At 61.5% G+C, this 25,252-nt stretch carries 21 protein-coding genes; all 21 read right to left on the bottom strand.

Features of this window, described 5'->3' with window-relative positions:
• Positions 1 to 86: 86 nt before the first annotated feature.
• The 21 genes from ABE459_RS00365 to flgK all read right to left on the bottom strand — a co-directional run bounded on the left by ABE459_RS00365 (position 87) and on the right by flgK (position 25,250).
• The gene (locus tag ABE459_RS00365; RefSeq protein ID WP_323828340.1) at positions 87 to 1,001 is read right to left on the bottom strand and encodes a hypothetical protein; all 915 of its coding nucleotides are present in this window, start codon (positions 999 to 1,001) and stop codon (positions 87 to 89) included.
• A complete protein-coding gene (locus ABE459_RS00360) occupies positions 1,001 to 2,281 on the bottom strand; it encodes a hypothetical protein (protein ID WP_323828342.1) in 1,281 nt (426 codons plus the stop codon). The genes ABE459_RS00365 and ABE459_RS00360 overlap by 1 nt, the downstream gene beginning before the upstream one ends.
• Positions 2,278 to 3,258, bottom strand: coding sequence for a hypothetical protein (locus tag ABE459_RS00355; RefSeq protein ID WP_323828344.1), 981 nt, complete (start codon positions 3,256 to 3,258; stop codon positions 2,278 to 2,280). Before ABE459_RS00355 ends, ABE459_RS00360 begins: the two co-directional genes overlap by 4 nt.
• A 70-nt stretch (positions 3,259 to 3,328) precedes the next feature.
• Positions 3,329 to 4,387, bottom strand: coding sequence for an FkbM family methyltransferase (locus ABE459_RS00350; protein WP_258704861.1), 1,059 nt, complete (start codon positions 4,385 to 4,387; stop codon positions 3,329 to 3,331).
• Entirely contained in the window at positions 4,377 to 5,135 is a 759-nt protein-coding gene (locus ABE459_RS00345; RefSeq protein WP_125859527.1) for a TylF/MycF/NovP-related O-methyltransferase, read from the bottom strand. Before ABE459_RS00345 ends, ABE459_RS00350 begins: the two co-directional genes overlap by 11 nt.
• Positions 5,132 to 6,937 (bottom strand): thiamine pyrophosphate-binding protein, encoded by a 1,806-nt coding sequence (locus ABE459_RS00340; protein ID WP_323828346.1) that lies wholly within the window; start codon positions 6,935 to 6,937, stop codon positions 5,132 to 5,134. The genes ABE459_RS00345 and ABE459_RS00340 overlap by 4 nt, the downstream gene beginning before the upstream one ends.
• A 26-nt stretch (positions 6,938 to 6,963) precedes the next feature.
• Positions 6,964 to 8,862 carry an N-acetylneuraminate synthase family protein gene (locus tag ABE459_RS00335; protein ID WP_323828348.1) on the bottom strand — a complete coding sequence of 633 codons (1,899 nt, stop codon included), beginning with the start codon at positions 8,860 to 8,862 and terminating at the stop codon, positions 6,964 to 6,966.
• On the bottom strand, positions 8,859 to 10,223 hold the full coding sequence (locus ABE459_RS00330) for a CBS domain-containing protein (protein WP_323828350.1): 1,365 nt from the start codon (positions 10,221 to 10,223) through the stop codon (positions 8,859 to 8,861). The genes ABE459_RS00335 and ABE459_RS00330 overlap by 4 nt, the downstream gene beginning before the upstream one ends.
• Positions 10,220 to 10,912, bottom strand: coding sequence for a sugar phosphate nucleotidyltransferase (locus ABE459_RS00325; RefSeq protein ID WP_125861369.1), 693 nt, complete (start codon positions 10,910 to 10,912; stop codon positions 10,220 to 10,222). Before ABE459_RS00325 ends, ABE459_RS00330 begins: the two co-directional genes overlap by 4 nt.
• Positions 10,912 to 12,234, bottom strand: coding sequence for a lipopolysaccharide biosynthesis protein RfbH (gene rfbH, locus ABE459_RS00320; protein ID WP_323828352.1), 1,323 nt, complete (start codon positions 12,232 to 12,234; stop codon positions 10,912 to 10,914). The genes ABE459_RS00325 and rfbH overlap by 1 nt, the downstream gene beginning before the upstream one ends.
• Positions 12,227 to 13,303: a CDP-glucose 4,6-dehydratase gene (rfbG, locus tag ABE459_RS00315; RefSeq protein WP_258704865.1), complete on the bottom strand. Its 1,077-nt coding sequence runs from the start codon at positions 13,301 to 13,303 to the stop codon at positions 12,227 to 12,229. Before rfbG ends, rfbH begins: the two co-directional genes overlap by 8 nt.
• A complete protein-coding gene (gene rfbF / locus ABE459_RS00310) occupies positions 13,285 to 14,055 on the bottom strand; it encodes a glucose-1-phosphate cytidylyltransferase (protein WP_110991873.1) in 771 nt (256 codons plus the stop codon). Before rfbF ends, rfbG begins: the two co-directional genes overlap by 19 nt.
• 339 nt (positions 14,056 to 14,394) lie before the next feature.
• Positions 14,395 to 15,870 carry a transcriptional regulator FleQ gene (gene fleQ, locus ABE459_RS00305; RefSeq protein ID WP_323828354.1) on the bottom strand — a complete coding sequence of 492 codons (1,476 nt, stop codon included), beginning with the start codon at positions 15,868 to 15,870 and terminating at the stop codon, positions 14,395 to 14,397.
• Positions 15,871 to 16,036: 166 nt separating this feature from the next.
• Positions 16,037 to 16,333, bottom strand: a complete 297-nt coding sequence (fliT, locus tag ABE459_RS00300; RefSeq protein WP_323828356.1) for a flagellar protein FliT — start codon at positions 16,331 to 16,333, stop codon at positions 16,037 to 16,039.
• A 19-nt stretch (positions 16,334 to 16,352) separates the two neighbouring features.
• The gene (fliS, locus tag ABE459_RS00295) at positions 16,353 to 16,754 is read right to left on the bottom strand and encodes a flagellar export chaperone FliS (protein WP_125464978.1); all 402 of its coding nucleotides are present in this window, start codon (positions 16,752 to 16,754) and stop codon (positions 16,353 to 16,355) included.
• Between the two features lie 128 nt (positions 16,755 to 16,882).
• Positions 16,883 to 18,268 (bottom strand): flagellar filament capping protein FliD, encoded by a 1,386-nt coding sequence (fliD, locus tag ABE459_RS00290; protein ID WP_110991877.1) that lies wholly within the window; start codon positions 18,266 to 18,268, stop codon positions 16,883 to 16,885.
• 83 nt (positions 18,269 to 18,351) lie between these two features.
• A complete protein-coding gene (locus ABE459_RS00285; protein WP_110991878.1) occupies positions 18,352 to 18,705 on the bottom strand; it encodes a flagellar protein FlaG in 354 nt (117 codons plus the stop codon).
• A 75-nt stretch (positions 18,706 to 18,780) separates the two neighbouring features.
• Positions 18,781 to 20,193 carry a flagellin gene (locus tag ABE459_RS00280; protein WP_323828358.1) on the bottom strand — a complete coding sequence of 471 codons (1,413 nt, stop codon included), beginning with the start codon at positions 20,191 to 20,193 and terminating at the stop codon, positions 18,781 to 18,783.
• A 243-nt stretch (positions 20,194 to 20,436) separates the two neighbouring features.
• Positions 20,437 to 21,366: a ketoacyl-ACP synthase III gene (locus ABE459_RS00275; RefSeq protein ID WP_323828360.1), complete on the bottom strand. Its 930-nt coding sequence runs from the start codon at positions 21,364 to 21,366 to the stop codon at positions 20,437 to 20,439.
• A 269-nt stretch (positions 21,367 to 21,635) separates the two neighbouring features.
• A complete protein-coding gene (locus ABE459_RS00270) occupies positions 21,636 to 23,198 on the bottom strand; it encodes a flagellar hook-associated protein 3 (protein WP_323828362.1) in 1,563 nt (520 codons plus the stop codon).
• Positions 23,199 to 23,210: 12 nt separating this feature from the next.
• Entirely contained in the window at positions 23,211 to 25,250 is a 2,040-nt protein-coding gene (gene flgK / locus ABE459_RS00265; RefSeq protein WP_323828364.1) for a flagellar hook-associated protein FlgK, read from the bottom strand.
• Positions 25,251 to 25,252: the final 2 nt, after the last annotated feature.

Genomic DNA, 25,252 nt, shown 5'->3' with positions numbered 1-25,252 from the left:
ACCTGCCTAACAGATCAGAACGGCCAGGGGCTGCCATCCTGCAACAAAAATCAAACCAAGCACCTGAAAAAATGCGCTCGCCCTTGTCAATCAATAACGACGTTGAAAAGTGCATGGGCGCGTTGCGGGTACAAATCCACCAAGCGCGGCCTTATACGCTCCAGCCTCTCGGCAATCCATTGATTCAAGATCGGGTTTGGATCGAGCAGTAGCTTTTCCTTTGCAATCGTGGCGCTACTGTTAATCTCGACATAGCGCCGGGCAATATCCAGCACCTGCGCATCATCAAGATAATTCAACATCACCGAAACATCAGCCGGCGGCACATCGAGACGATCGAGCGCATACTCAATCGCCAATATATCGTTGATGCTTTGCAAATAGGTACGCAGCCTGACATTGCCTGGCTCGACAAGGTAGTACTGAAGCCGTCCATACGTTGTTACAAACCGGCGTTTGCAAAAATCATAGACGCGCAGAAAGTGCTTCATCTCCGAAAAATTATCTCGAACGGTACCCAGCCGATCGGTCAGCACACCGCCACCGTAATAAAACATATCGGAAAAAATCGAGGCCACCTTGGGTGAGGTGTTACCAGGCACCACCGAGATATCAAACGCACGATCATGAACTGTCAGTGAATTCAGGTGATGAGGGTAGTCCTGAGCGAAAACCGCCTCAGGCATATCCACAAACTTCAAGGAACACAACTCACTATCAGCCAGCAGCAAATTCACCTGCCCGGCAATATGCGCCGCCCCCAGCAGAGGGGTTTTATTATTGATGACGTCGTACTGATCCGAGCTTATGGCCTTCAGTGGCTGGTAAAATGCCAGCAAATCATAATCAGACGACGCATTGCCCATACCAAGAGGAATGGAGCCCATCAGCGAGTAGCACAAGATGCGCACCGGACAGTGCCGCTCCATTCGCTCAATGACATCGTCCACCTGCTGCTGCAAATCAGGCTTCGAACACACATCAATTAGTTGCGCACGCATTATCGAGCCACCCACTCATCCAGTACAAAATCACACGCCTGTGGCACACTGCCCGCCCGTGCGAAGCGATCGGAAATGCGATACAAATCCCGGACAGCGCGATCAAACTCGCTTTCTTGATAACCGTGCTGAACTGAACACCCCAGCACGGCAAACGCTTGCGCCAATGGCTCAAGATCAGCGCTTTCTGCCCGTAGTCGAACGCCGCTGAGGCTAACCCTGCCGGTCTCACTGAAATTTTTCAGCACGAGGGCGCGGCATGACTTCAGCAACGTCTCATAAAAAGCACTGTCTGCCCGATAGGGAACTCTCAGAAAGTACGCATGCATCACCGGATAAGGCAGCTCGGTGATATTTGAGCGCAGCATGCAATCGATCAGTGCTTTCAACGCAGGCCGATTGAGGTATGCCTCATAGTCCGCATTGTCCAGCTTGAGCGGAACCAGTGATCGCTTGCGATGGATCAGGAACGCTGCACGGTGCTTGCCGCTGTCCATGTTGAAGTGACTTTCATCACTGTTCCAATCCGCGTTGACCGCATGATTCACAAAGAACAAGGGATCGACCGACTCGGTTTGCCGCATGCGCTCATACACCTGCCTACGGCTGCTAAGCACGTTTTCCACCCACGCGTCTGTCTGCGCGATGCCGAATTGATCAGCCGCGTTGCGACAGTAGAGGTCCATGTAATGGTTCGGGGTTGCGTCAGCCTCGCCATCGAACCACTTGAACAGCTCCAGGTAGGGGAACAGGGTAAACACCGGGCTGTCCTTGAACAGCCCATTACCGTTTCGCCGTGCACAGACCAACCAGGCGGGTATCCACGCCAGCACCTCACCGTCTTCGGCACTGATCAGCGCATCATCCTTGTACTCCGGACGAAACAGCCCATGCAACGCGGGAACTTCGACGGGCAAGGTCAGCTGCTCGTCGATGATAGCGTTGTGAACACTTGCCATCTGCGCCCGCTCTTCAGCGGATCGCCACGCCATGTTGGAGCCGTTTACCGGGCAAAAGACAACCCGCTCGAAACCCTCTGCCGCCAAACTCAGTGCAATGCTTTCGTGCTCGAAAATATTGTTTACGCAGACGATAACGAGTGCCGCTTTGTCTGCATCGGCGACACGGCTGACCGGCAGCCCCTCATGATGGGTTATCTCGGCAGCACGCTTGTCAATAAAGCCGATAACATTGCAGCGCCCCTTCAGATAGCGCGAGACCATCGTTCCACGATGGGCGGCACCGTACAGAACTACCGGCGTATCAGACGTCAGCATCATAGCGGGCATACCCCTTCGAGCAGGCGCAGGAACTCAGCGTCTGGCTCACGCTCGAGTACCGGGAACGACATGAACGCAGGATGCTTGACGACAGCCGGGAGCGACTGCAACTGCCTGCAGTAATCCATCAGCGCCTGCGCCTGGTGCTCTCTGAAATAAGCGTCCCACTCCGCTCGCTTCATTTTCAGCGGAATGCCATCGAAGCCCTGACGCTCCAGATAGAAAGCACGATGAGAGCCATCGAGGATATTGAAGCGATGCAAGGCGCCATCAAACACCGCGACCGACGCAGCCTCGCGATAATAGTGCCCCATATCGAAGAAGGTTTTCGCGCGATAGAAATCCAATTGCTCTTGGGTAAACAGTTCATCACAAGGCAGTAGCGCCTTGACCGCCGGATCATCCAGCCGGACATTGGTCGCCTTGTCGATAACGTCCTGCTCCTGGCCTTGCCATTTGAAGTAATCAGCGTAATCGTGCTCGATGCCTTCGTAGGATCGCCTTACGGTGTAGACATAGTCCTTGTGCACGATGGCAGTCACATAATCTGAAAACGCGCTCAACAGGTAGTCGCCGGCACGTACGGTATACAGTTCGTCAAAACTGCAGAACGGCACTGCATAATCACCCGAATAAAATGCGTTCCATGCCTGCGTCATGGCCGCCGCCCTTTCCCCACGAAGAAACACGGGCAGGTGCAATAACCTGTCGTAGCCGACGCTGTGCAAGGCACGTGCAATGGCCGGGTGGGCAAGGCCATTGCCTATCGCCACGAACACCAGCGCATTGCCAGTGCTTTGAATGCACGCCTCCACCGTCATCACCGGGACCGGCGCATTCGTTACGCCTTGCGGGTTGCGATCGATGATGGCGCGCACATTCACGCCGCTTTGCATCAAGCGCCGGCAAAAACCAACACCTATCTGACCGCCACCGTAGATAACGACTGGCTCGTCTATCGTCGAAGGTTTATTCATTGACCGCACGTCCAATTTCCTTGCAAAGCGACCGCCAGGCATTTCGCTGATGAAAAAGCAGAGATGCTGCTCACGGTTTTCCAGGTACCGCGTAGAGCACTGCATCAAAGGTACTGGGCGAGTGACAGCGCAGGTAGAAGCGGTAGCCCAACTCATAGCCTTGCAACTGCTCGGCTATTTCCCAGAGGTGCTCCGCACGGTGGTAGATGCTGATGGCCAGGTGCGGGCGATGTGCACGCAGCAGCGCCTGCGCGCCGCGTAGCGCTGCCGGCTCTTCGCCTTCGATATCCATCTTGAGGAAGTTCGGCGCAAATCCCGGCAAGGCATCATCCAGGCGCACACAGCACACCGGATTGCCGCCAGACTCGACCAGGTGACCACCCGCCCCCAGGCTGGGGTCATATCCGCTCAAGCGGTTGCTGTCGGACACGCCGCAAGGAAAGTGGATCGCACCCGGCACCTTGCCAAGCTGAGCCGTCAGCTGGCGGTAGTTATCCAGATCCGGTTCGAATGTCGCAAGGCTGGTGAAGGCGAACCCGGCAGCCAGCAATTCCTCAACCGTGTCGCCGACGTAGGCACCGCAATCGATAAATCGCAGTGGTTCCGGCAAGCGCGGCAGGTCTGCCGGGAAATACTGCTGGCCGGTAACCGCAGGAAGGCAACGCGGATCACCCAGGGTGCGGTACTCGACTATAGCGTCCAACAACTGTTTGCTGGCTTCATCCTCAAGCGCAGCGCGCAACGCTGCAATACGCGGTGCATGCTGTTCATAGAATGCGGGGGCAACCAGCCAGTAACGAAATGGCTGGTCTTCTGGATAAAGGCGTACGAACTCGACCAGGCTGACCAGACGGCCAAACCCCAACGCCTCCAGATCATCGAAAATGGTCTTGGTATCCACATGGGCGTTGAATACACCGATCAACACACAGGCTTTGGCCGGGTCATGCCTGGCAGCCCAGCCCTGAGCGCTGAAGACCGGCACACCGTCCACTTCACCCAGGCTTTCATCGCGATCGAGAAAAGCATCCACGCGCTGCCCACGAGCAGCCAGGTAGTCCCGTACACGCCGCCCGGCGAGCCTGCCCCCGTAGATCAGCAGGTGGTCGTAGCCGAACTCATTCGCCATGATCCGCTACCTTGATCAGCACGGCATGCCCGTTGAGGTTATGCAGGAAGCGATACCCGCTGTTCTGCGCGACGAACTCATCGACCATGCGCGTTACCCCTTCGCAGCCGTAGAACCCGTAATCGTCGAACACCACCACGGCGCCGCGCACAAGCCTGGGGGCAGCCCAAAGCAATACATCGCGGGCGGACTCGAAAACGTCCACATCGATATGCAGTAACGCCAGCCTGTCACTGACCTGCTCGGCATTGCGCTCTGGGAACATGCCGACCAGCACGCGCACGCTGTCTTGCACTTGGCAACGCTTGGCCAACTCCAGGACCAGATCAACATCGGTGTCGGCATGCTCGCCGCCGCTGTACTGGGTGTCGCGCGCCCCGGCCTTGACTACGCCAGTGAACGTATCAGCCAGGAACACCCTGCGCCCCTCACGCTGACCGGCCGTTGCCAGCAAGCACCCCGAGCCACCGCGCCACACGCCAACCTCGAGGAAATCACCCTCGACGCGCTCAAGCTGACGCGCCAGCGTCCACAGCTCGTACAAGCGCATGATGTCGACCAGCGTGTGCTGACGCACGCTCTCGTACGTGTTCAGAAATGCGCTGTCATTGACCCAGGGCGCGTGGCTGGCCATGGGCAGCACGCGGGCATGACGCACCCGCGGCGATTTTTCATGCGCCCAATCGCGCTGGCTACGCAGGTAGCCGTAGCACAACCCGGTCAAGCGGCGCTTGAGCCACACTTTCATGCCCCGGCATCCAGCGAAACGGCCATCTGCTGCGCCAGCTCTTCGCGGCTGAGGAACGGATACAGGTCTTCCAGGGCACCGGTTACCGGCTTGCCATTTTCATCCATGCGAGTCATGACCCGCGGAATCCGTGGCTCTTCGACCTGGACCAGCACCTCGATGATCACCGGACCATCGCGCTCCAGCACAGCCTGCAGGTTGGCCTGCAGGTTGGCATGCGACTCGATGCGCGCGTAACCCACGCCATACGCACTGGTCAGCTGGGCCAGGTCCGGCAGTTGCAGGCCGCTGGTGGCATCGGCACCGACCAGCAGGTTGAAGTGCGCACTTTGCGATGCACGAATCGAGGCATAGCCCTGATTGTTGATGACAAAGCATTTGACCGGCAGCTTGTGCGCGGCCAGGGTCGCCAGCTCCTGGATGTTCAACTGCAAGCCACCGTCACCCTCAACACAGACGGTCGGCTGGCGCCCAGAGGCCAGGCACGCGCCGATTGCCGACGGAATGCCGAAGCCCATCGAGCCCGTGCCACGGTTGTGGAAGCAACGCTGGCCCTTCTTGAGGCGCAGATTGAGCAGGAACAATTCGGAAGCGAAGCCCGAACTGCCCGGCGCGATCACGTCACCTTCATTGAGCAGCGAGGACAGCTGGTCAGTGAAGTAGTACATGCTCACGCCCTGGCTGTCGTCGGCGTGCTCGCTCTGCAGCAGTGGGTACTGTTCGCGCCACTGCGCGATGCGCGCCAGCCAGTCAGCGTAGGACGGCAGGCGATCACGGCCGATTTGCTCAGCCAAGGCTTCGATGAAGGGTTTGACGTCGGAGACTACCGAAACCTCGATGGGCATCTGCAGCTTGGCGATTTCCGCAGGGTCGATATCCACCACGACTTTCTTCGCATAGGGCGCGAAGTGAGCATGGTTGTAAGCGGTCAACGCCATGTCCAGGCGCGAGCCAAGGACAATCAGCAGGTCGCAGTTCTGCAGCGCAAAGTTGGCCCAGCGCGGTGCAATGGAGCCGGGACGGCCACCGTAAAGTGGATGCTCGTCTTCGATGATGTCCATGGCCAGCCAGGTCGGCATGACCGGTACGCCTGCGGCTTCGATCAACTGGTTGAATGCGTCAACCGCACCTGCCATGCGAATGCCGCTTCCGGCGATGATGCCTGGGCGTTTGGCTTGGCGCAGCAAACTCAGGGTTTGCGCAACCGCCGCGCTGATGTCCGCTTGCTCGCTGGCCGCAGGCAACTGCGCCCGGCGCAAGGTCGCCGGGTCAATCCGGGCGGCCTGCACGTCCAGCGGTACATCCAGCCATACCGGGCCACGACGGCCGCTGAGCGCGGCATGTTCAAGCTGGTCGAAGACCTCGGCTACCGCCTCGGGATCGGTCAGGGTGACCGCCGCCTTGGTAATCGGCTCGACAATCGAAACGATGTCGGCTTCCTGCACGCCAAGCATGCGCAGGCCAGTGCCGGCTTTGAGGTCAGCACTTTTGACCTGGCCGGACACGAAGAACACCGGTGTCGAGTCCAGCCAGGCACCGAGCACTGCGGTAACCGTATTGGTCGCCCCCGGGCCACAGGTGGTCATGCACGCCGCCGGCCCACCGGTGAGCTTGCCGGCGGCTTCAGCGGCAATCGCCGCCGCCTGCTCGTGCAGGCACAGCACCGGCTCGAGTTCAGGGTGGCGCCCCAACGCGTCGTTGAGGTGCATGGCACCGCCGCCTGGCAGGAAGTAGACCTGCCCCACGCCCAGACGCGCCAGGCGCTCCATGATGTAGTCCGCTACACGGATAGTCTGTGTCACCTTGAATTCCCCCTCGAAACCGGCGCTTAAGCAAGCCGCGTCAAATACTGCAGTGCCGACCAGAAGCCGGCACCATGATCCTTGTGCCCTTGCCAGACTTCAGGAATGAAGCTGACCTCGGGATGTTGGCGAATCTGTGCCCAGCTGGCCGGCCAGTCGATGTCGCCGGTGCCCATCAGCACGCCTTCGCCGTTGGTGCCCTTGGCGTCGGCCACGTGCAGGTGCGCCGAGTGCGGCAGCAGCAGCGCCAGTGCGGCCTGGAAGTCGAGGCCGAAGTGGAAGCAGGTCATCTGCAGGTGCGACAGGTCCAGGCACAAGCGCAGGCGGTGCTCGCGGGCCTGGGCCGCCAGTTCGTCGGGCATCATGAAAATGTTCTGGTGGCGCTGGCCGCCGAAGTGCCAGGGGAACGGCGCCATGTTCTGCGGGATCAGCTCCGTGCCGGCGAAATCCACCTGGCGGCAGGCCTCATGGAAACGCTCGTAGAGCTCGGGGCGCATGGCCAGCGGGCGTGGCGCATCGGCAGAAAAACCACCGATGTTGGCGACGATCAGCCGGGCATCGGCGGCGGGGAAGAACTCGCCGATCTGCAGGGTGGCATCGACCACGCGCTGCAGGTTGTCGATGGAGCGCCGGCGATAGGCCGGGTCGTCCGCCACCAGGTCCAGCAGTTCGCTGTTCTCGAACAGCTCCGGGGCGTGCACCACCAGGCGCGAGCATTCCACCTGGGCCAGGAAGGGCTGCGGTTTCAGGCTGAGGTCGCGGTAGGACAGGTGGAACTCGAACAGGTCCGGCTCGATGCGCCGACGGTAATCGAGGAAGTCGTGATAGCGCACCGGCACACCCCAACGAATCGGCATGTCGAACGCCAGTTTCTGCTCGGCGGGTTGTTCCTGCAGGTCGCTCTCGAACAAGAAATCGCCCTGGGCGATGTCGCGCTGGGCGGGCTTGCCCAGCAGCTCCGGCAGCCGGTACGGCGCCAAGCCCTGGCCGGGGCTGGCGATACGCAGCATGCCCGGCTCCAGGACTGCACCACGGGGGATCTCGCGTGCGGCGATCACGCTCTTGCCGAGGTTCTCGCGGTTCAGCAGTTCCCCCTGGCTGGCATGACGGCCAGGGCCTTGCCATGGCAGCGCCAGTTCCAGTTGGCGAATGCCGTCCACCAGTTGGCGGAATTCGGTAGGCTCCAGGCTGGCCAGGTGATCCGGGCCTTCCATGTTGCGGTCCAGGGTAATGTGGCGCTCCACAAGCTTGGCACCCAGGGCCACGGCACCGAGGGTAATGGCGATACCGCGCTCATGCCCGGAATAGCCGATCAGGCCGTGCAACTCCTGCAGGCGGCGCAGGTAGCCAAGCTGGATATCCCCTTCCGGCGCCGGATAGGCGCTGTTGCAGTGCAGCAGCGCGAAGGGCGTGCCCAGGGCATTGAGCTGTTCGATGGCACGGATGATTTCGTGCTCGAAGGACATGCCGGTGGACAGGATCAGCGGCTTGCCCAGGCTGGCGGCCTTGGCGATCAGGTAGGGGTTGCTCAGGTCCGCCGAGGCGATTTTCAGCGCCGCTACGTCGAACGCTGCCAGGGCATCGACACTGGGTTCATCCCAGGGGGTACACAGGTAGGTGATGCCCTGTTGCGCGCAGTAGGCACGCAGCTGGCGGTGCTCGTCGAGGCTCAGCTCGACTTTGTCCAGCAGGTCCTGGATGTACTCCACGCCGAGGTCTTCGGCGCGCGAGCCATCGGCCTTGCGCCGGTACAGCGCCTCGCGGTTGCGCAACTGGAACTTGACGCAGTCGGCGCCCGCCGCAATGGCGGCATCCACCAGTTGTTTGGCCAATGCCAGCGAGCCGTTGTGGTTGTTGCCGGCTTCGGCGATGACATAGACGCGCTCGCCACCCAGGGCGATGCCGTCGAGAATAATCGGGGTCATTGGATTTTCGTCCGCCAGGAAGTAACACCGCAGGACTCGAAGCGGAAGCCTTGAGTCTGGCAGCCCAGTGCGCGCACCGCATGCACCACCCGCTGGCGATGCTGGGGTTGTACGTAGAACAGGAAGAAGCCACCGCCGCCGGCGCCGAGCAGCTTGCCGCCGAGCGCGCCGGCCGCCAGTGCAGCGGCGTAGATTTCATCGAGGCGCCCATGGCTGATGGCCGAGGAAAAACGCTTTTTCAGGCGCCAGGCTTCGTCCAGGCACAGGCCGAAATCGCGCAGCTCGCCGCGAATCAGATAGCGGTGCATGCGCCGGCACAGCGCCACGCTGGCATGGAGCAGGTCGGTTTGCGAGGCCTCGGCCTGCATCTCCTCGCGCTGCAGATCATGCAGGCGACCGGAGTCGTGGGAGATGCCGGTGTCGCACAACACCAGGCAGGACTCCAGCTCATTGCGGATCGCCTCTTCCAGGCGAATCGGGTGCACCAGGTTGCGCTGGTTCTCGAATTCGATCAGGTTGAAGCCGCCGAAGGCCGAGGCGTACTGGTCCTGCCAGCCACCGGCGATGCCGAAGCACAGGCGCTCGGCCTGGAACGCCAGTTCGGCGATCTCGTAGGTGCTCCAGCGATCCTGGCGCAGTTCGTTGAATACCGCGATGGTGGCCGTGGTGGCCGCGGAGGAGCCGCCCAGCCCAGAGCCCACCGGAAAGTCCGAACGCAGGTAGAGGTCGAAGCCGTATTGCGGCTTGATCACCGAAACGATGGTCGCCAACAGGCTTTTTTCACTGGCGGCCAGCAGGTCGGCCAGGGAGTCGTAGTCCTCCTCGCGCCCCAGGTCCTCGGAGAAGATGCGGATGCCACGGTCGCCCCGGGGAACCAGGGTGGCATGGGCATACAGGCCGACGGTACAGCTGAGCACCGCGGCCGGGTGGTCGATGAAGAAATAGGTCAGGTCGGCACCGCCGCCGCAGAAGCTCATGCGTACCGGCGCACGGGCCCGTGCCAGCACCGGCACTTCCGGGCTGGCCGCCATCAGGCGGGTGTAGACCTCGACCAGGCGCCCTTGCTCGTCCACGGCCGGGATGGCGTTGAAACCAAGGTCGAATGCCTTGAGCAACTCCTCGCGCGATGCATCGGCCTGAACAGCGCGGTAATGGCTGTTCATGCAGGTGGTTACCGGCAGGTCGGTCTGGCCGCCCTGCAGCAGGTGGCGACGTACGTCACCGTTGGTGACCACACCCAGCAAACGCTGATCGTCGGCCACCACGAAGGCGATCTGCAAGGCGCCGGCCTCGATGCACTTGACCGCATCAAGAATGCTCTGGCGTTCGCCTATGCTCAGGGTCTGCACCAGCAGGCTCATAGCGATGTATCCGGAAAAAATTCGTCGGTGTAGCGCGCGAGCGATTCTGGCGTGCCGATATCAATGAAGCGCCCGCTGTAATCGACAACGGAAACGGCCTCGCGCTGGAGCAACTCGGGCAACAGATCGTGCTCCATGGAGCAGGCGCCAACGGGCGTGGCGGCGAAGGCCGGCGCGGTGAAGGCATAAACCCCCGCGTTGATCAGGCCGGGCCCCTGCAGGCCTTTTTCCTGCAAGCCAGCCAGGTGCCCCGTGGCATTGAGCGCCAGGCTGCCATAACGGCCGCGGTCATCGACCCGCGCTGCCAGCACGGCATTGCCTTCGCTCAACATCATCTGCCGATAACCTTGCGCGTCGACAAAGGTGTCGGCGTTGAGTACCAGATACCGCCCTTGAGCTGGTTGCTCGCGCAACGCGTTGAGCAGTGCGCCGCCCGTGCCCAGTGGGCTCTGCTCCACCACCAGCGACAGTGGCAGACCCGCATGGCGAGACAACTCGGCAAGCTGCTCGGCCACCTGCTCGGCGCGGTAATGCGCGCACAGTACGCCTTCGCTGATGCCGGCACGGGCCAACTGGCTCAATACGCGCGCCAGAAAGGGCTCACCGTGAACGGGCACCAGGGCCTTCTGCGCGTCCGTGACGCTGCGCAGGCGTGTACCGAAACCACCACACAGGACATAGGCGCGCATCAGCACAGCCTCTGCAGGAAGGTTTCGAGACTGCGCGCCGCATGCTCCAGATGGTCATCGCTCAAGCCCGGCCAGAGGCCGATCCAGAACGTGTCGCTCATGATTTTGTCGGTTACCGGCAGTTCGCCGGCAACCCGATATTGCTGCCCCTGCATGTAGGGCTGGCGGGTCAGATTGCCAGCGAACAGCAGGCGTGTACCCACAGCCTGCTCGTCCAGGTAGCGCAACAGCTCGACGCGCTTTACCCCACAGCCGTCGCGCAGGGTGAGCGGATAGCCGAACCAGGAAGGATCACTTTCGTGAGTGGCCTGCGGCAGGATCAATTTGTCCGCACAACCGGCCAGGCGCTCGCTGAGCCAGGCGAAGTTGCGCTTGCGCGCGGCAACGAAATCATCGACCCGATCCATCTGCGCCAGGGCGCATGCGGCCTGCATGTCGGTGATCTTCAGGTTGTAGCCCAGGTGCGAGTAGGTGTACTTGTGGTCGTAGCCTTCCGGCAAGCTACCCAGTTGCCAGCAGAAGCGCTTGCCACAGGTGTTGTCCTCGCCCGGGGGGCAGTAGCAATCGCGGCCCCAGTCGCGGAACGACTCAATGATGCGTTTGAGCAACGGGGAGTCGGTGAACACCGCTCCGCCCTCGCCCATGGTGATGTGATGCGCAGGGTAGAAGCTGAGGGTGCCGATATCACCAAAGGTGCCGACCATGCGCCCCTGGTAAGTGGAACCCAGGGCATCGCAGCAGTCTTCGATCAGCCACAGGCCGTACTTGTCGCACAGGGCGCGGATCACACTCAGGTCGAAGGGGTTGCCCAAGGTATGGGCCAGCATGATGGCCTTGGTCTTCGGGCCGATGGCCGCTTCGATCAGCGCCGGGTTGATGTTGTAGGTGCCCATCTCGACATCGACGAACACCGGTACCGCGCCGAACTGCAGGATAGGGTTGACGGTGGTCGGGAAACCGGCGGCAACGCCGATCACCTCGTCGCCAGGCTTGATCGCCCGGTCGCCGAGACGTGGCGAGGTCAGGGCGGAAAACGCCAGCAGGTTGGCCGACGAGCCGGAGTTGGTGGTGAGTACGCAGCGGCGCCCCAGGTACTTGCCCAGGCGCTTTTCGAACGCCTCGTTGAAGCGCCCGGTGGTCAGCCAGCCATCCAGCACGGCCTCGGTCATGGCCTGCAGTTCGCCCGCACCGATCACCTTGCCGGCTGGCGGAACGCTGCTCTGCCCGGCCACGAAGGGTTTGGGCGCCATCTGCAGCTCGGCGTAGCGCCCGACCAGTTCGGCAATCTGTTGGCGCAACTGCTGCGCCGTACTGTCACTCATGGGTTCCGCCTTGGTGAACCGCGAGCTGCTCGCGGGTAACGATGTTCATATCACGCCCTGCGCGCCAGGCCAGATGCCAGTCCAGGGTATGTCTCAGGGTGTCATCCAGCGACCAGCGCGGCGCCCAGCCAAGCCTCTGCCGGGCCTTGCTGGAGTCCAGGGCCAGCAGACCGGCTTCGTGCGGCTGGGCATCGCTGGCAACCGACCAGCGAGCCTCGCCTGGCCAACGGTCGGCAAGGCGTTCGACGATTTCGCCGACGGTGGCCAGCCCTGCGCTGTCAGGGCCAAAGTTCCAGGCTGCGGCATGCTGCTCGGCGTCAGTGAGCAAGCCCTGCGCCAGCTGCAGATAGCCCATCAGCGGGTCGAGCACGTGCTGCCAGGGCCGCGTCGCATCGGGATAACGCAAGGTCACCTCTTGACCGTCCTGCCAGGCGCGAAAGATGTCCGGCAACAAGCGGTCGGCAGACCAGTCCCCGCCCCCCAGCACGTTGCCTGCGCGCGCAGTGCCCAGGGCAACGCCAGAGGAACGCAGGAAAGAGTCGCGGTAACTCGCGCACAGCAGCTCGACACAGGCCTTGCTGCTGCTATAGGGATCGAAGCCGCCCAGGGCATCCTGCTCCCGGTAGGGCCAGGGCCACTCGCGGTTCTCGTAGCACTTGTCCGTGGTCACCACCAGCACGCCACGCACGGACGGCGTGGCCCGCACCGCTTCGAGCAGGTTGAGCGTACCCATGACATTGGTTGCGTAGGTGTCCGCAGGCGCACGATAGGATTCACGCACCAGTGGCTGAGCCGCCAGATGCAGCACCAGTTCGGGCTGAAAATCCTGCAGCGCTCGGGCCAGGGCCGAGGCATCACGGATATCGGCGAAATCGCCGGGTACCTGCTGCTGCAGCTGCGCAACTTGCCACAGCGATGGCGTGGTTGCGGCAGGCAAGGCGAAGCCGCGCAGTTCGGCGCCCAACTGACGCAACCATACGGCCAGCCAACCGCCCTTGAAGCCGGTATGCCCGGTCAGCAGAACTCGGCGCCCCGCCCAGAATGCAGGATTCAGCGCCATAGCTGCCATGCGGCTTCGCCGTTCTTCCAGTGTGCTTCGAGCAGCATGCGATCACGCAGGGTATCCATCGGTTGCCAGAAGCCACGGTGCAGGTGGCTCATCAGCTGGCCGTCCTCGGCCAGACGACGCATGGGCTCGTTTTCCCAGGTGGTGCCATCGCCGGCGATGTAATCGAGCACGGCCGGCTCGAGCACGAAGAAGCCGCCATTGATCCAGCCACCGTCGCCCAGCGGTTTTTCCTGGAAGCCGCGTACCTGTTCGCCCTGCACATCCAACGCGCCGTAACGCCCCGGCGGCTGCACGGCGGTAACCGTGGCCAGCTTGCCGTGCTGCCGGTGGAAGTCGATCAGTCGGGGAAGGTCGACGTCGGATACACCGTCGCCGTAAGTCAGGCAAAAGGTTTCATCGCCAACGTACTCACGGACGCGCTTGAGGCGGCCACCGGTGGCGGTGTTTTCGCCGGTATCCACCAGCGTCACCCGCCAAGGTTCGGCATGGCGGTTGTGGATGTCCATGCGGTTTTGCGCCATGTCGAAGGTCACGTCCGACATGTGCAGGAAGTAGTTGGCGAAATACTCCTTGATCACGTACCCCTTGTAGCCCAGGCAAATGACGAAGTCGTTGATACCGTAATGCGAGTAGATCTTCATGATGTGCCAGATGATCGGTTTGCCGCCTATCTCGATCATCGGCTTGGGGCGCAGGTGGGATTCTTCGCTGATGCGTGTGCCCAGCCCACCGGCCAGAATGACTGCTTTCATTATGCTGTTGGTCCGCATTGGTCGGAGGGGTGACAAAAAACTGTCCCCTGGCCCTTTATGCTAGCCAAAGCAAAACGCATGCCTGCTTTACGAAGGCGGACGCTATGGAGTCGGCTTTGTCCCTGCGGACTTTTTGATGAATGCCAACGCAGGTCCGGCGACTCAGCGCGCGCGGCACAGCCAGGGGCATCGCGCTCTCTCGCACGGCCTTCCGTCACAGAATCGATTGCTGCCAGCAGTAAAGCGATAACCGTGGCACAGATGGGGATGCAGGCTACCTGTACCAGTCACTTCGCGGGCATGCCCGTGAAGTGACTGGTACAGGCGCAAGACCGGGCGTCAATCCTCCGCCTGGTCCTCGCCGCCCTGGCGGCTCATGCCGTACTTGCGCATTTTCTCGACCAGGGTGGTACGACGAATACGCAAACGTTCAGCCGCACGCGCAACGATACCGTTGGCATCGTCCAGTGCCTGCTGGATCAGACCCTGCTCCAGGCTGCCAAGGTAGTCCTTGAGGTCCAGCCCTTCTGGCGGCAGCATGGCGTGGTTGGCGAAGTTCGGCGTATGGCCGTTGATGGCCACGCGCTCTTCGAGGTCGCTGCGCAGGCTGTCCACCAACTGCTCGTCTTCGTCGTCGACATAGCGGAACTTCTTGGGCAGCTCCGACACGCCGATCACCCCATATGGATGCATGATCGCCATGCGCTCCACCAGGTTGGCCAGCTCGCGCACGTTGCCCGGCCAGCCATGTCGGCACAGCGACATGATCGAGGCGGAGTTGAAACGGATCGAACCGCGCTTCTCGTGCTCCATGCGCGAGATCAGTTCGTTCATCAGCAGCGGGATGTCTTCGACGCGCTCACGCAGCGGTGCCATCTCGATGGGGAACACGTTGAGGCGGTAGTACAGGTCCTCGCGGAAGGTCCCGTCCTCGATCATGTTCTCGAGATTCTTGTGGGTTGCGGCAATGATGCGCACATCGATGCTTTGCGTCTTGTTGCTGCCCACGCGCTCGAAGGTGCGCTCCTGCAGTACCCGCAACAGCTTGACCTGCATGGGCAGCGGCATGTCGCCGATTTCGTCGAGGAACAGCGTACCGCCGTTGGCCAGCTCGAAACGCCCGGCACGGCTGGTGATGGCCCCGGTGAAGGCGCCTTTCTCGTGGCCGAACAGTTCGCTTTCGAGCAGCTCTGCCGGAATCGCCCCGCAGTTGACCGGCACAAAGGGTGCTTCACGGCGCTTGGAGTGGTAGTGCAGGTTACGCGCCACCACCTCCTTGCCGGTGCCGGACTCGCCGAGGATGAGCACGCTGGCGTCGGTATCGGCCACCTGCTGCATCATCTGCCGCACATGCTGGATAGCACGGCTGGTGCCTACCAGGCTGCGGAACAGGTTGGGCTCGCGCTGGCGGCCGCGCTCGCGGGCCTGGTCGTACATCTCGCGGTACACCTGGGCGCGGTGCAGCGAGTCGAGTACCTGGCTGTAGCTCGGCGGCATCTCGAGGTTGGACAGCACGCGACGGCGCAGTTCCTCGGGGAACTCGGCGGAAGAAATTTCGCCCAACAACAGCACCGGAAGGAACTCATCCCACGCTGCCACTGTCTTAAGTAGCCCCAGCACACTGGCCGGCGCTTTCACCGCCCCGATCAGCACGCACAGTACTTCGCGGCTGGAGGCAAGAGACTCGACCGTCTGCTGCCAGTCATCACTGGAGCACGGGAGGTTTTCTTCGCCGAGAAAGTTCAGGACCACCGCCAGATCGCGGCGGCGAGCGCTGTCGTCATCGATCAGGAGAATCTTGGTTTCACGCCACATGCAATAGCAACTTCCCTAGTCATATCGGCGCCCGGCGGGCGTGCGCGACATCATCCCGACTGAATGGTCAGTGTTCGGACGTCTGAATTTCGAAAACAGCCACTAGTTAAGTCAAAAAGGCCTGCATAGTCAAATTTATGGCGCCTTTTCCCCAGTTCGGTGCATCTTAACTGAACAAATGGTAAACCTTCGACGCATTCTTTGCTTGATTGATCTGCGTCATTTCATCGGCGATGGCCTGCCGCTCGCCCATTGTAACGTCGAGCAGTTCGCGGTAGACGTGCAGCAAGTCTTCAAGACGCGCCTTGACCACCGCTTCGTCGAGCTCCGGCGCCTTAAGCATGTCGTCGATACAGCCACGGCAGCTCTCATCGAGCCTGCTGATCGCGTCCCAGTCGCGCGCGCCCAACGCGGCGAGCAGCGCTTCACGGGTTTCGTCGAATCGTTGCAGCTCGCAATTCACCTTGCTCTCTCCCACCGGCTCAGCCGGCCTGCTGTGCGTCGGCGATGGCATCCCAACCACTCTTGACGGTGATCAGCAGTTGCGCAACTTCGTCGATGATCGCCGGATCGTTGTCGATGTTGGCCTGCATCAAGCGGTTGGTCATATAGGCGTACAGGCTGGACAGCTGCTCGATATAGGCCGGATCGTGGCTCTTCTGCGCATCCAGGCCGTCGCTCAGGCCGATGATGATGTCGATCGCCTTGCCCAGCATCAGGCCTTTCTCGGCGATGTCGCCACGGGCCAGCGCGCCCTTGGCCTGAGCCATGCGATCGAGCCCACCTTCCATCAGCATCTGCACCAGGCGATGGGGTGTGGCTTCGGAAATCTGGGCATGGGAATTGACCTTCTGGTACTGACGAAGGGCTCTCATGGGATTCATCTTGCGACCTCGTAACGGGCAAAAAACTTAAGGTTCGATAGTCCCTGTATCGGGCCGGAAGGTCAAAACTTTACCGGCCGGTGCAAAAAGGCCGGGCATCAGGCCCGGCCATTCGCATCAATCACTGATTACTTGTCGCTCTTGGCGTTGTTCAGGGCGTTGAGCGTGCCCAGCACGTTGTTCTGCTGCTGGCGCAACTGGGTGACCAGGGTGTCCATGTTGTTGTACTTGTCCTGCAGGCTCTTTTGCAAGGCCTCCATGCGCGTGTCCAAGGTGTCTTGTTCGGACTTGAGCTTGGTCAGGCTTTCGGTCAGGGTCTTGCTGCGCTCGGCCAGGGTGCCGGTGGCGGCCTTGGCGTAGGGCTCGGTGACGCTCTGCAGGCGCGCAATCAAGCCGTCCTTGCCGTTGAAGATGCTGGTAAGGTCAGCGGCGTTGGTGGCAGCGGCTTTATCCCACTTCTTGTCGTCCAGGCTCAGCGCACCGCCGTCCTGGGCGGTCGTGACGCCAAACGCAGCAAGCGACTTCAGGGTGCCGTTGCCGGACAGCGCATTCATTTCTTCACGGATGGAAGTCATCAGCGCACGCATGGATGCATCACCGGTAAGGGCTGCCGCAGTCACGGTGCCATCGGCATTCTTGGTGACCCTGGTCTCCGCGTTGACCACTTTGATCAATGCGTTGTAGGTGTCGATGAAGCCCTTGAGACCCGATTTCAATGCAATGGAACTGGTGGTCAGGGAAAGCGTGGTTGGCGTGATATTGCCTTTGGTATCTTCCGGCGACGTGCCTACCAGCTTGATGTTCAGCCCACTCACCGCATCGGTGATGTCATTGCTCTTGGACTTCATGGCAATGCCATCGAGCGTATATTCGGCGTTCTTGGGCTTATCCACCTCGGTATACCCGACGTCGACACCTGAGTTCCCGCCCAGCGTGATCTCGGAGCCCTCGCCCATCTTGGTGGACGTAATGACCAGGCGCGAACCCGAGGCATCGGTCAGGATGTTGGCACTGAAGCCCGCCGTGCCGTACTGGCTGTTGATGTTCTCACGCACATCTTGCAGCGTTGCCCCTGGGGGAATGCTGACGTCGTGAGCCTTGCCGTTCTGGGTGATGGTCAACTTGGTCGTACTGGTACCGGCGTTGACCACGCTGGTCGCGCCACCGGCATACACCTTGGTGGAGACCTTGGAAGCCGACGCCAGCTGGGTCACCACCAGGTTGAAGGAGCCGTTGGCTGCGCCCGCCCCTGCGGTGATGGTCGCAACCTTTTCATCCGAGGACTTCAGGCTCAGGCCACCGAAGCTGTTGCCGGTAGTCATGCTGGTCAGGGCGCCACGGAAGGCATCCAGCGCTGCCTGGATCTTGCCGATAGAGGACAACGTGGTGGTTGCCTTCAGTGTCTGGGTATTGATCTGTGTCTGCTTCGGCGCCTTTTGCGCGTCCACCAGAGACTTCACAATCGCCTGGGTATCGATGCCCGATCCGATACCGCTGACTGTTGTACCTGCCATCATTGCTCTCCTTGTTCAGTAGCTGCCGGATCCTTGGCGGATAAATCCATCAAATGACCGACAGCAACAAAAATCATGCCAGCCTATGCCTTGCCGTCGAACAGCAGGCTGCCAGCTTCGCTGAGGCTTTGTGCCAGCTTCAGCGCGGTTTCCGACGGGAGCTGGCGGATCACGTCACCGGATTCGGTGGCGATGACCTTGACCACTACCTGGCCGGTTGAATCATCGATGGAGAAGTCCAGCTTGCGCTGGCTCGACTGGACGAAATCGCGGATATCGCCCACTGCTTTCTCCAGGTCCTCGCGGGTGTGCGGCTTGTCTTCAGAAGGCGCAGCCTCCTGCACCTTGGCAGGTGCCACCAGCGGGTCCTTGGCCGTCGCTGCTGCCTGGGGCGGCATCGAAGGGTACATCTGGTTCAACTTGACACTCATGTCCATGCTTCGAACTCCTCATGTCAAAAAGGTGAAAGGGCACGTAAACGCGCCCTTCCACCTCTTACTCAGGCGCCTGAATTACTGGAGCAGTTTCAGGACCGAGGATGGCAGCTGGTTAGCCTGCGACAGGATCGCAGTCGAAGCCTGCTGCAGGGTCTGCTGCTTGGTCAGCTCTGCAGTTTCCGAAGCGAAGTCCACGTCCTGCACGGTGGAACGGGCAGCGGTGGAGTTCTTCTGGATGTTCTGCAGGTTGTCGACGGTGGTGGTCAGACGGTTCTGGGTAGCACCCAGGCCCGAACGGACGCTGTCGATCGAACCAATGGCCTTGTCGATAACGGCCAGGGCGTTCTGAGCCTTGGTGGCGTCGGTGACGTCGGTTTGCGAGATGGTGGTCTTGGTCGAGGTAACGGTTGCAGCACCGAACAGAGCAGTAGCGCCGCCCAGCGAGAAGCCTTTGGCCGAGTCCAGCGAAACCTGACCAGTGACAACAACGGCGGCAGCACCCAGAGCAGCAGGAGTAGCGTAAGCGCCGGAGCCGTCTTTGGCAGCGATCGAGATGTTGGCCTGGGCGTTGGCGTCAGCACCCGAGAAGCTGATGTTCTCACCGGTGTCCGACTTGATGCTCAGGGTTTTCTTGACTTCGTCGTAGTTGACGCTGATACCCAGCTTGGCAGCGTTGGATTTCAGCTGGTCGGCCAGGCCGGCCTTGTCAGTCACGCCTACGAAGTCAACAGTGCCGCTGGAACCGACAGACAGCTTGAAGTTGGCCGGAGTAGCGCCGGTTACGTCCAGTTGCAGTTCGGTGCTGGCGGATGCGGTCAGACCACCGATCGAGCCGTTCAGGTCGCTGGCGATCTGCTTGGCGGAGGCACCAGCAGCGTAGGCGACAGTGGCGGTTTGGCCGTTACCGGTAACGGACAGGCTGCCAGCAGCCAGGCCGCTCGCGCTCGGGGCGATGGCGGTGGACTTGACCTGCTGCGAACCGATGTTGCTGGCAGCAACGTTTTCCAGGCTCAGGTTGATGGTTTCGTTGGCGTTGGCGCCGACCTGGATGGCCTTGGTGCCGTACGAGCCGTCCAGCAGCTTCTGGCCACCGAAAGTGGTGGTAGCGGAGATACGGTTCAGCTCGGAAGTCAGAGCCTGGTATTCGTCGTTGTTCGACTTACGGTCATCGGCGCTCAGGGAGCCAGTAGCCGAGGACAGAGCCAGGGTACGCATTTTTTGCAGGATGTCGGTCGAAGCCTGCATCGCGCCTTCGGCGGTCTGGGCGATCGAGATACCGTCGTTGGCGTTCTTAACTGCCTGACCCAGGCCGTTGATCTGGCTGGTCAGACGGTTGGCGATCTGCAGGCCGGCAGCATCGTCTTTGGCGCTGTTGATGCGCAGGCCGGAAGACAGGCGCTGCATCGAAGTGGTCTGAGCGTTGCTGGCCTTGTTCAGGTTAACCTGAGTAGTAACCGAAGCAATGTTGGTGTTTACAGTTAAAGCCATGACGAAATCCTCGTTGGATGGGTACTGCGGCTTCCGGCCCTGGCATCCGCCGGGTATGGCCTAGAGAACCTTCGTAATGTTTATCGTCGTTTGCGGGGGTTGCTTGAGGGCATTTGCAAAAAAAAAATGCCATCACGCTGCCACCCCTACGAAATCAGGGGCTTATGGCTTTTCAACAGGTATTCGAAGGCAAAAAAAAGCGCCTGACGGAATACGCCAGGCGCTTTTTTTGACCGTGCCGGATCAGCCGCGATAGAGAATCGCCGAGCCCCACGACAGGCCCACGCCAAAGCCACTGATGGCCACGCGCTTCCAGCTGCTGTCGAGCATGTGCTTCTGCAGCAGCAGCGGCACGCTGGAGGACACTGTATTGCCGGTTTCGAGCATGTCCTTGACGAACTTCTCCGGGTGCTGCTCTTCAAAGCGTCGCGCCACCGCATCAACGATCGCCGCGCTGCCCTGATGGATGCAGAAGGCATCGATATCGGCCGACTGCAGGCCGCTGGCATCGAGCAGCTCATGCAGGTGCGCCGGCACCTTGACCAGGGCGAAGTTGAACACCTGGCGGCCGTTCATGAAGAAATTGCCGTTGGTGACCTTCAGGTGCTCGGCACCGGAACCGTCGGTACCGAAACGCGCCTCACCCAGTTGCCATACCGCGCCCTCACCCATCCAGGTGGCGGTGGCGGCATCGCCGAACAGCATGGTGGTGTTGCGGTCTTCCGGGTCGACGATCTTCGAATACGGGTCGGCGGTGATCAGCAGGCCGTTCTTCAACCCCGCCGCCTGCATGAAGCCCTTGATCGCGTACAGGCCATAGACGTAGCCGGAGCAGCCCAGCGAAACGTCGAACGCCGCCACCCGGGTGGACAGGCCCAGCTTGTGCTGGACGATGGCCGCGGTGTGCGGCAGCCCCTCTTCGTCACCGTTCTGGGTGACCACGATCAACACATCGATCGACTGCGGATCGAGCTCGGGGTTGCTGGCGAACAAGGCACGGGCGGCCTCGACGCACAGGTCGGAGGTTTCTTGCTCTTCGGCCTTGCGCGGCAGGAACGACGCGCCGATCTTGCCGAACATGAACTCTTCGTCCTTGCCGAACTTCGCACCCTGGACGTAGTTGTCCAGGCCAGCGGTGGGCACGTAACTCGCGATGCTTTTGATGCCAATCATTCTGGCTTCCCAATGAAAACAGGCAAAGACCGCCACTCGGTGAATTGAGGGCGCCCACTACCGGATCCGTGACAAGCCGACTTCGGGCAGGTCACTGGCGAACCGGTAACAAATTGCTGCAGCAGCTGCCGCATAGAATACAGGGAAGATGCGCGATTTGACTCATTGGTCACACTCATTTATTGCCAACTGCCGCTCAGCGCCGTGCGCCAGGCACAAAAAAGCCCCGGCAGCACGGGGCTGGCCAGGGCTTTTGGCTACCCGCTCAGTTACATCTGGTTGAACAGGCTCAGCTTGGAGATCTGCGTGAAGCTCAGCTGCGAAGCCTGCAGCATGGCCTGGTGCAGTGCCAGCATGATCGACGCATCGGCCATGTCGGTGTTGCCGATGGCGTCCTGGGTCGCCTTGTTGGCGGTGGTCAGGCTGGTGTTTTCCTGGCGCTGGATATCGAGCGAGTTACCACGCGCACCAATGGAGCCGCGGGTGATATCGACCTGCTCGCGCGCACTGGCCAGGTTGGCGACCGCCGAAGCGATGGAGTTCTTCAGCGCGGTATTCGCCGCATCACCAGTGCCCGGCGCATCCAGCGCGGTACGCAGCTGGCTGATGGTCTCCAGCACGCTCTGGTTCTGGTGGGTGTTGGCATTGACCGCAAACTGGTCACCCGCCTGCGGCGTGCCGGACACCTGGTAGGTAACGCCCGCCACTGTCAGCGCCGGCGCGGTAAAGGTGCCACTGGCCACTACCTTGCTGTCGGCGGTCAGGGGCTGCGCATAGAGCTCGTAAGTGTTGGCGCCGGTAAACTTGATGAGCGCACCGCTGTCGGGGAACGTGCTGCGGTAGGCCGTCGGGTCGGTCACCGCACCGCTGGTGATCTGCGCGCTCGAAGGGTTACCGGCGCCACGGACGGTGGTCAGGGTGTCGGGACGCGCCTGCAAGGAGAACTCATGGCCGGCGACGGCAGCATTGGGGTCATCACCTTCCTGCAGCGTGACGCTGATCTCGAACTCGACACCCCGGAACGCGATGCGGTTACCGCCCTCGGCCTTGCTGTCGAAGGTGCCGTTGGTCGGGGTTTCGGCAGTGATGTCGTTACCCAGGGCATCGGTCACGGTGTACTGGGTGCCACTGGTGAAGGTGACCTTGTACGGCTGGCCGGCGTTGAAGTTGCTGTTGTACGCACTGCTCGAGGTCAGCAGGCCCGGCGAGACCGCGACGCGGCCATCATCGACCGGCGGCGCCACCAGGGCGGACTCGGTACGGCTCTTGTTCTTGGCCGAATCGAAGATGCTGAAGCCGGTGTCGTTGGTCGCCAGTTTCAGGGTGTCGGACACCTGCAGGCTCAGCTGGGTTTGGTCACCCTGGTAGCTGTAGCTGCCGTCGGCATTGCGCACATAGGGCGGCGACGAGGTCTTGGTGCCACCGAACATGTAGTCGCCGTTGGCATCGCGCGAGTTGAGCAGGCCGAAGATGTTCGCCTCGATCTCCTTGAGCTCGCTGCTGATGGAGGTGCGGTCGGCCGCACTGATCCCGGCGCCGCCTGCACGAATGGCCAGGTCGCTGGCGCGCTGCATGGCGTCGTTGATGGTGGCCAGCACGCTTTCTTCCTGCAGCAGCGAGTTATTCACCGTGGTCATGTTGCCGTCGTACTGCTTGAGCAGGGCCTGTTGCTGCTGCAGCAACAGCAGGCGTGCGGCGCCGACCGGGTCGTCACCAGCGGACTGGATGCGCACGCCGGAGTCGATCTGCTGCTTGACCTTCATCAGGTTGGCAAAGTTGCTGGTGTAGCTGGTAGCGCTCGACTCATAGAACTGAGCGGTGGAAATACGCACGATGGCTACTCCTTACAATGCGTTGATCAGGGTGGCGAAGGTTTCCTGCGCCGCCTTGATGATCTGTGAAGATGCGGTGTAGTAATGCTGGAACTTGATCAGGCTGGCCGCCTCATCGTCCAGGTTGACACCGGAAACCCCGTTGCGGGCTTCCTTGGCCGAGTCGTACACGGCCTTGGTTGCCGTGGTATCGATTTCGGCCTGGTTGGCCTTGGCACCGACCCGTTCCACCATCGAGGCATAGGCCGAGGTGAAGCTGCTACCGCCACCGGAATCGACACCGACCGTGGCTTTGGTCTGCAGGTCGAGCAACGATTGGGCATTGCGGTTATCGGACTTGCCGTTGACGTTGAAGCCCATGCTGAACGAGTCATCCTCCGCCGGGCTGCCGCCGACCGAGGTCTCCAGGCTGAACGAGCGCGGGTTGCCGCTACCGTCGAGAATGGGCGCCCCGGCCGCATCGACCATCGGCACGTTGATGGTCAGCTTGTTTTCCTGGCCGGGCACGATGGTGCCGGTACCGATGCTGTTGCCCTTGGCATCGAACAGGGTGTAGCCCTGGGTGCCGCCGCTGGCCGCACTGAACACCATGCGTACCGGCATCGAGTGCTTGATCGAATCCTGGATCAACGCGGTGTCGGCACCGCCGTAGATATCCAGCCTGGTCCCCAGATTCGGTTGGCTGATGGTGCCGGTTCCGTCGTTGCCGCTGCCGATGGTGGCATTGATCGGCCCGGCGAACGCCAGCTTGTTGGCATCGGTGAGGGTGGTGCTGATCGAGCCCGCCGCCGCGCGGGTGGGGATCACCTTGAAACTGTCACCAGCCGCCAGGCCGCCACCGTTGAGCTTCAGGGTGAAGCCGTCGATGACCGGCGGTGGCGTGGTGCTCAGGTCGAAGCTGCCCATGTCGGTGCCGTCGGAGCGACGCACGCTGTACTGGGTGCCACTGGTGAAGGTGACTTGGTAGTCGTGGGTGGTCAGCAGGCTGCTGTTGGCAATGGTTACGTCCAGGTTGCCGGAACCAGCGCTGTTGCCGGTGGCACCCAGGCTGCGCTGGCTGATCGCCGCGGCACTGTTGATGCTGGAGAACAGCGCGCTGCCGAACTGGCCGTTGGCATCCAGGCCCTGCCCCAGCTGGCTGTTGATGCTGTCGGTCACCACCAGGGCCACACGCCCCAGTTCGTTCATCGACGGGTTGAGCACGTCCTGGCGATAGCGCAACAGGCCGCCGATCTGCCCGCCGGTGATGACCGAGGTGACATCCGACGAGAAGGTCGGGTAGTTGACCTGCAGGCTGTACTGGCTCTTGTCGGCGGCGCTCGGCCCGGCGGTCAGGGTGTTGGCCCGATTGCCGGTGACCAGCGACTGGCCGGTACCCAGGTACACGTCGTAGTTGCCGTCACGCTCCTGCACGGTGACACCCACCAGCTCGTTGAGCTGGCGCACCGCTTCGCTGCGCGCATCCAGCAGGGTGTTCGGCGTGGCGCCGGACGCCGACAGCTGGGTGATCTGCTTGTTCAGGTCGGCAATGTTCGAGGTGAGCTTGTTGACCTGGCCGGCAAGGGTATCGAGCTGGCTGTTGATGCTCTCGTTCTGTTTGTTCAATTCGCTGGAGATGGAATTGAAACGGTTGCTCAGGGTTTGCGCCTGGGTCAGCAGCAACTGGCGGGACGCCACGTCACCGGGCTTGGCCGCAGCGGTCTGCAGGGCCGAGAAGAATGCGGTCAGCACCGAGCTGATACCGGTGCTGCTGTCGCCCAGCAGTTTGTCGACACTGCCGATCTGATCAAGGTAGGTGGCCGCATCGGTGCTCAGCGAGGTCGCGGTACGCAGCTGGTTGTCCAGGTAGGCGTTGTAGACCCGGCGCACATCCGCAAGCTGAGTACCGGTACCGATGAAACCCGAGCCGATGTTGTGCGAGGGCCCCGAGACCTGGACGGTCTGCTGGCGCGAGTAGCCGGAGGTCGCAGCGTTGGCGATGTTGTTACTGGTGACCGACAGCGCCGCCTGGCTGGCACTCAGGCCGGACAGCCCGATCGAGATCAGAGACATGG

The organism is Pseudomonas sp. TWI923, assembly GCF_039673365.1.
GTDB classification, from domain to species: domain Bacteria; phylum Pseudomonadota; class Gammaproteobacteria; order Pseudomonadales; family Pseudomonadaceae; genus Aquipseudomonas; species Aquipseudomonas sichuanensis.
Note: the sequence above shows the minus strand (reverse complement) of the source record. Positions and strands in the feature narration are given on the sequence as shown.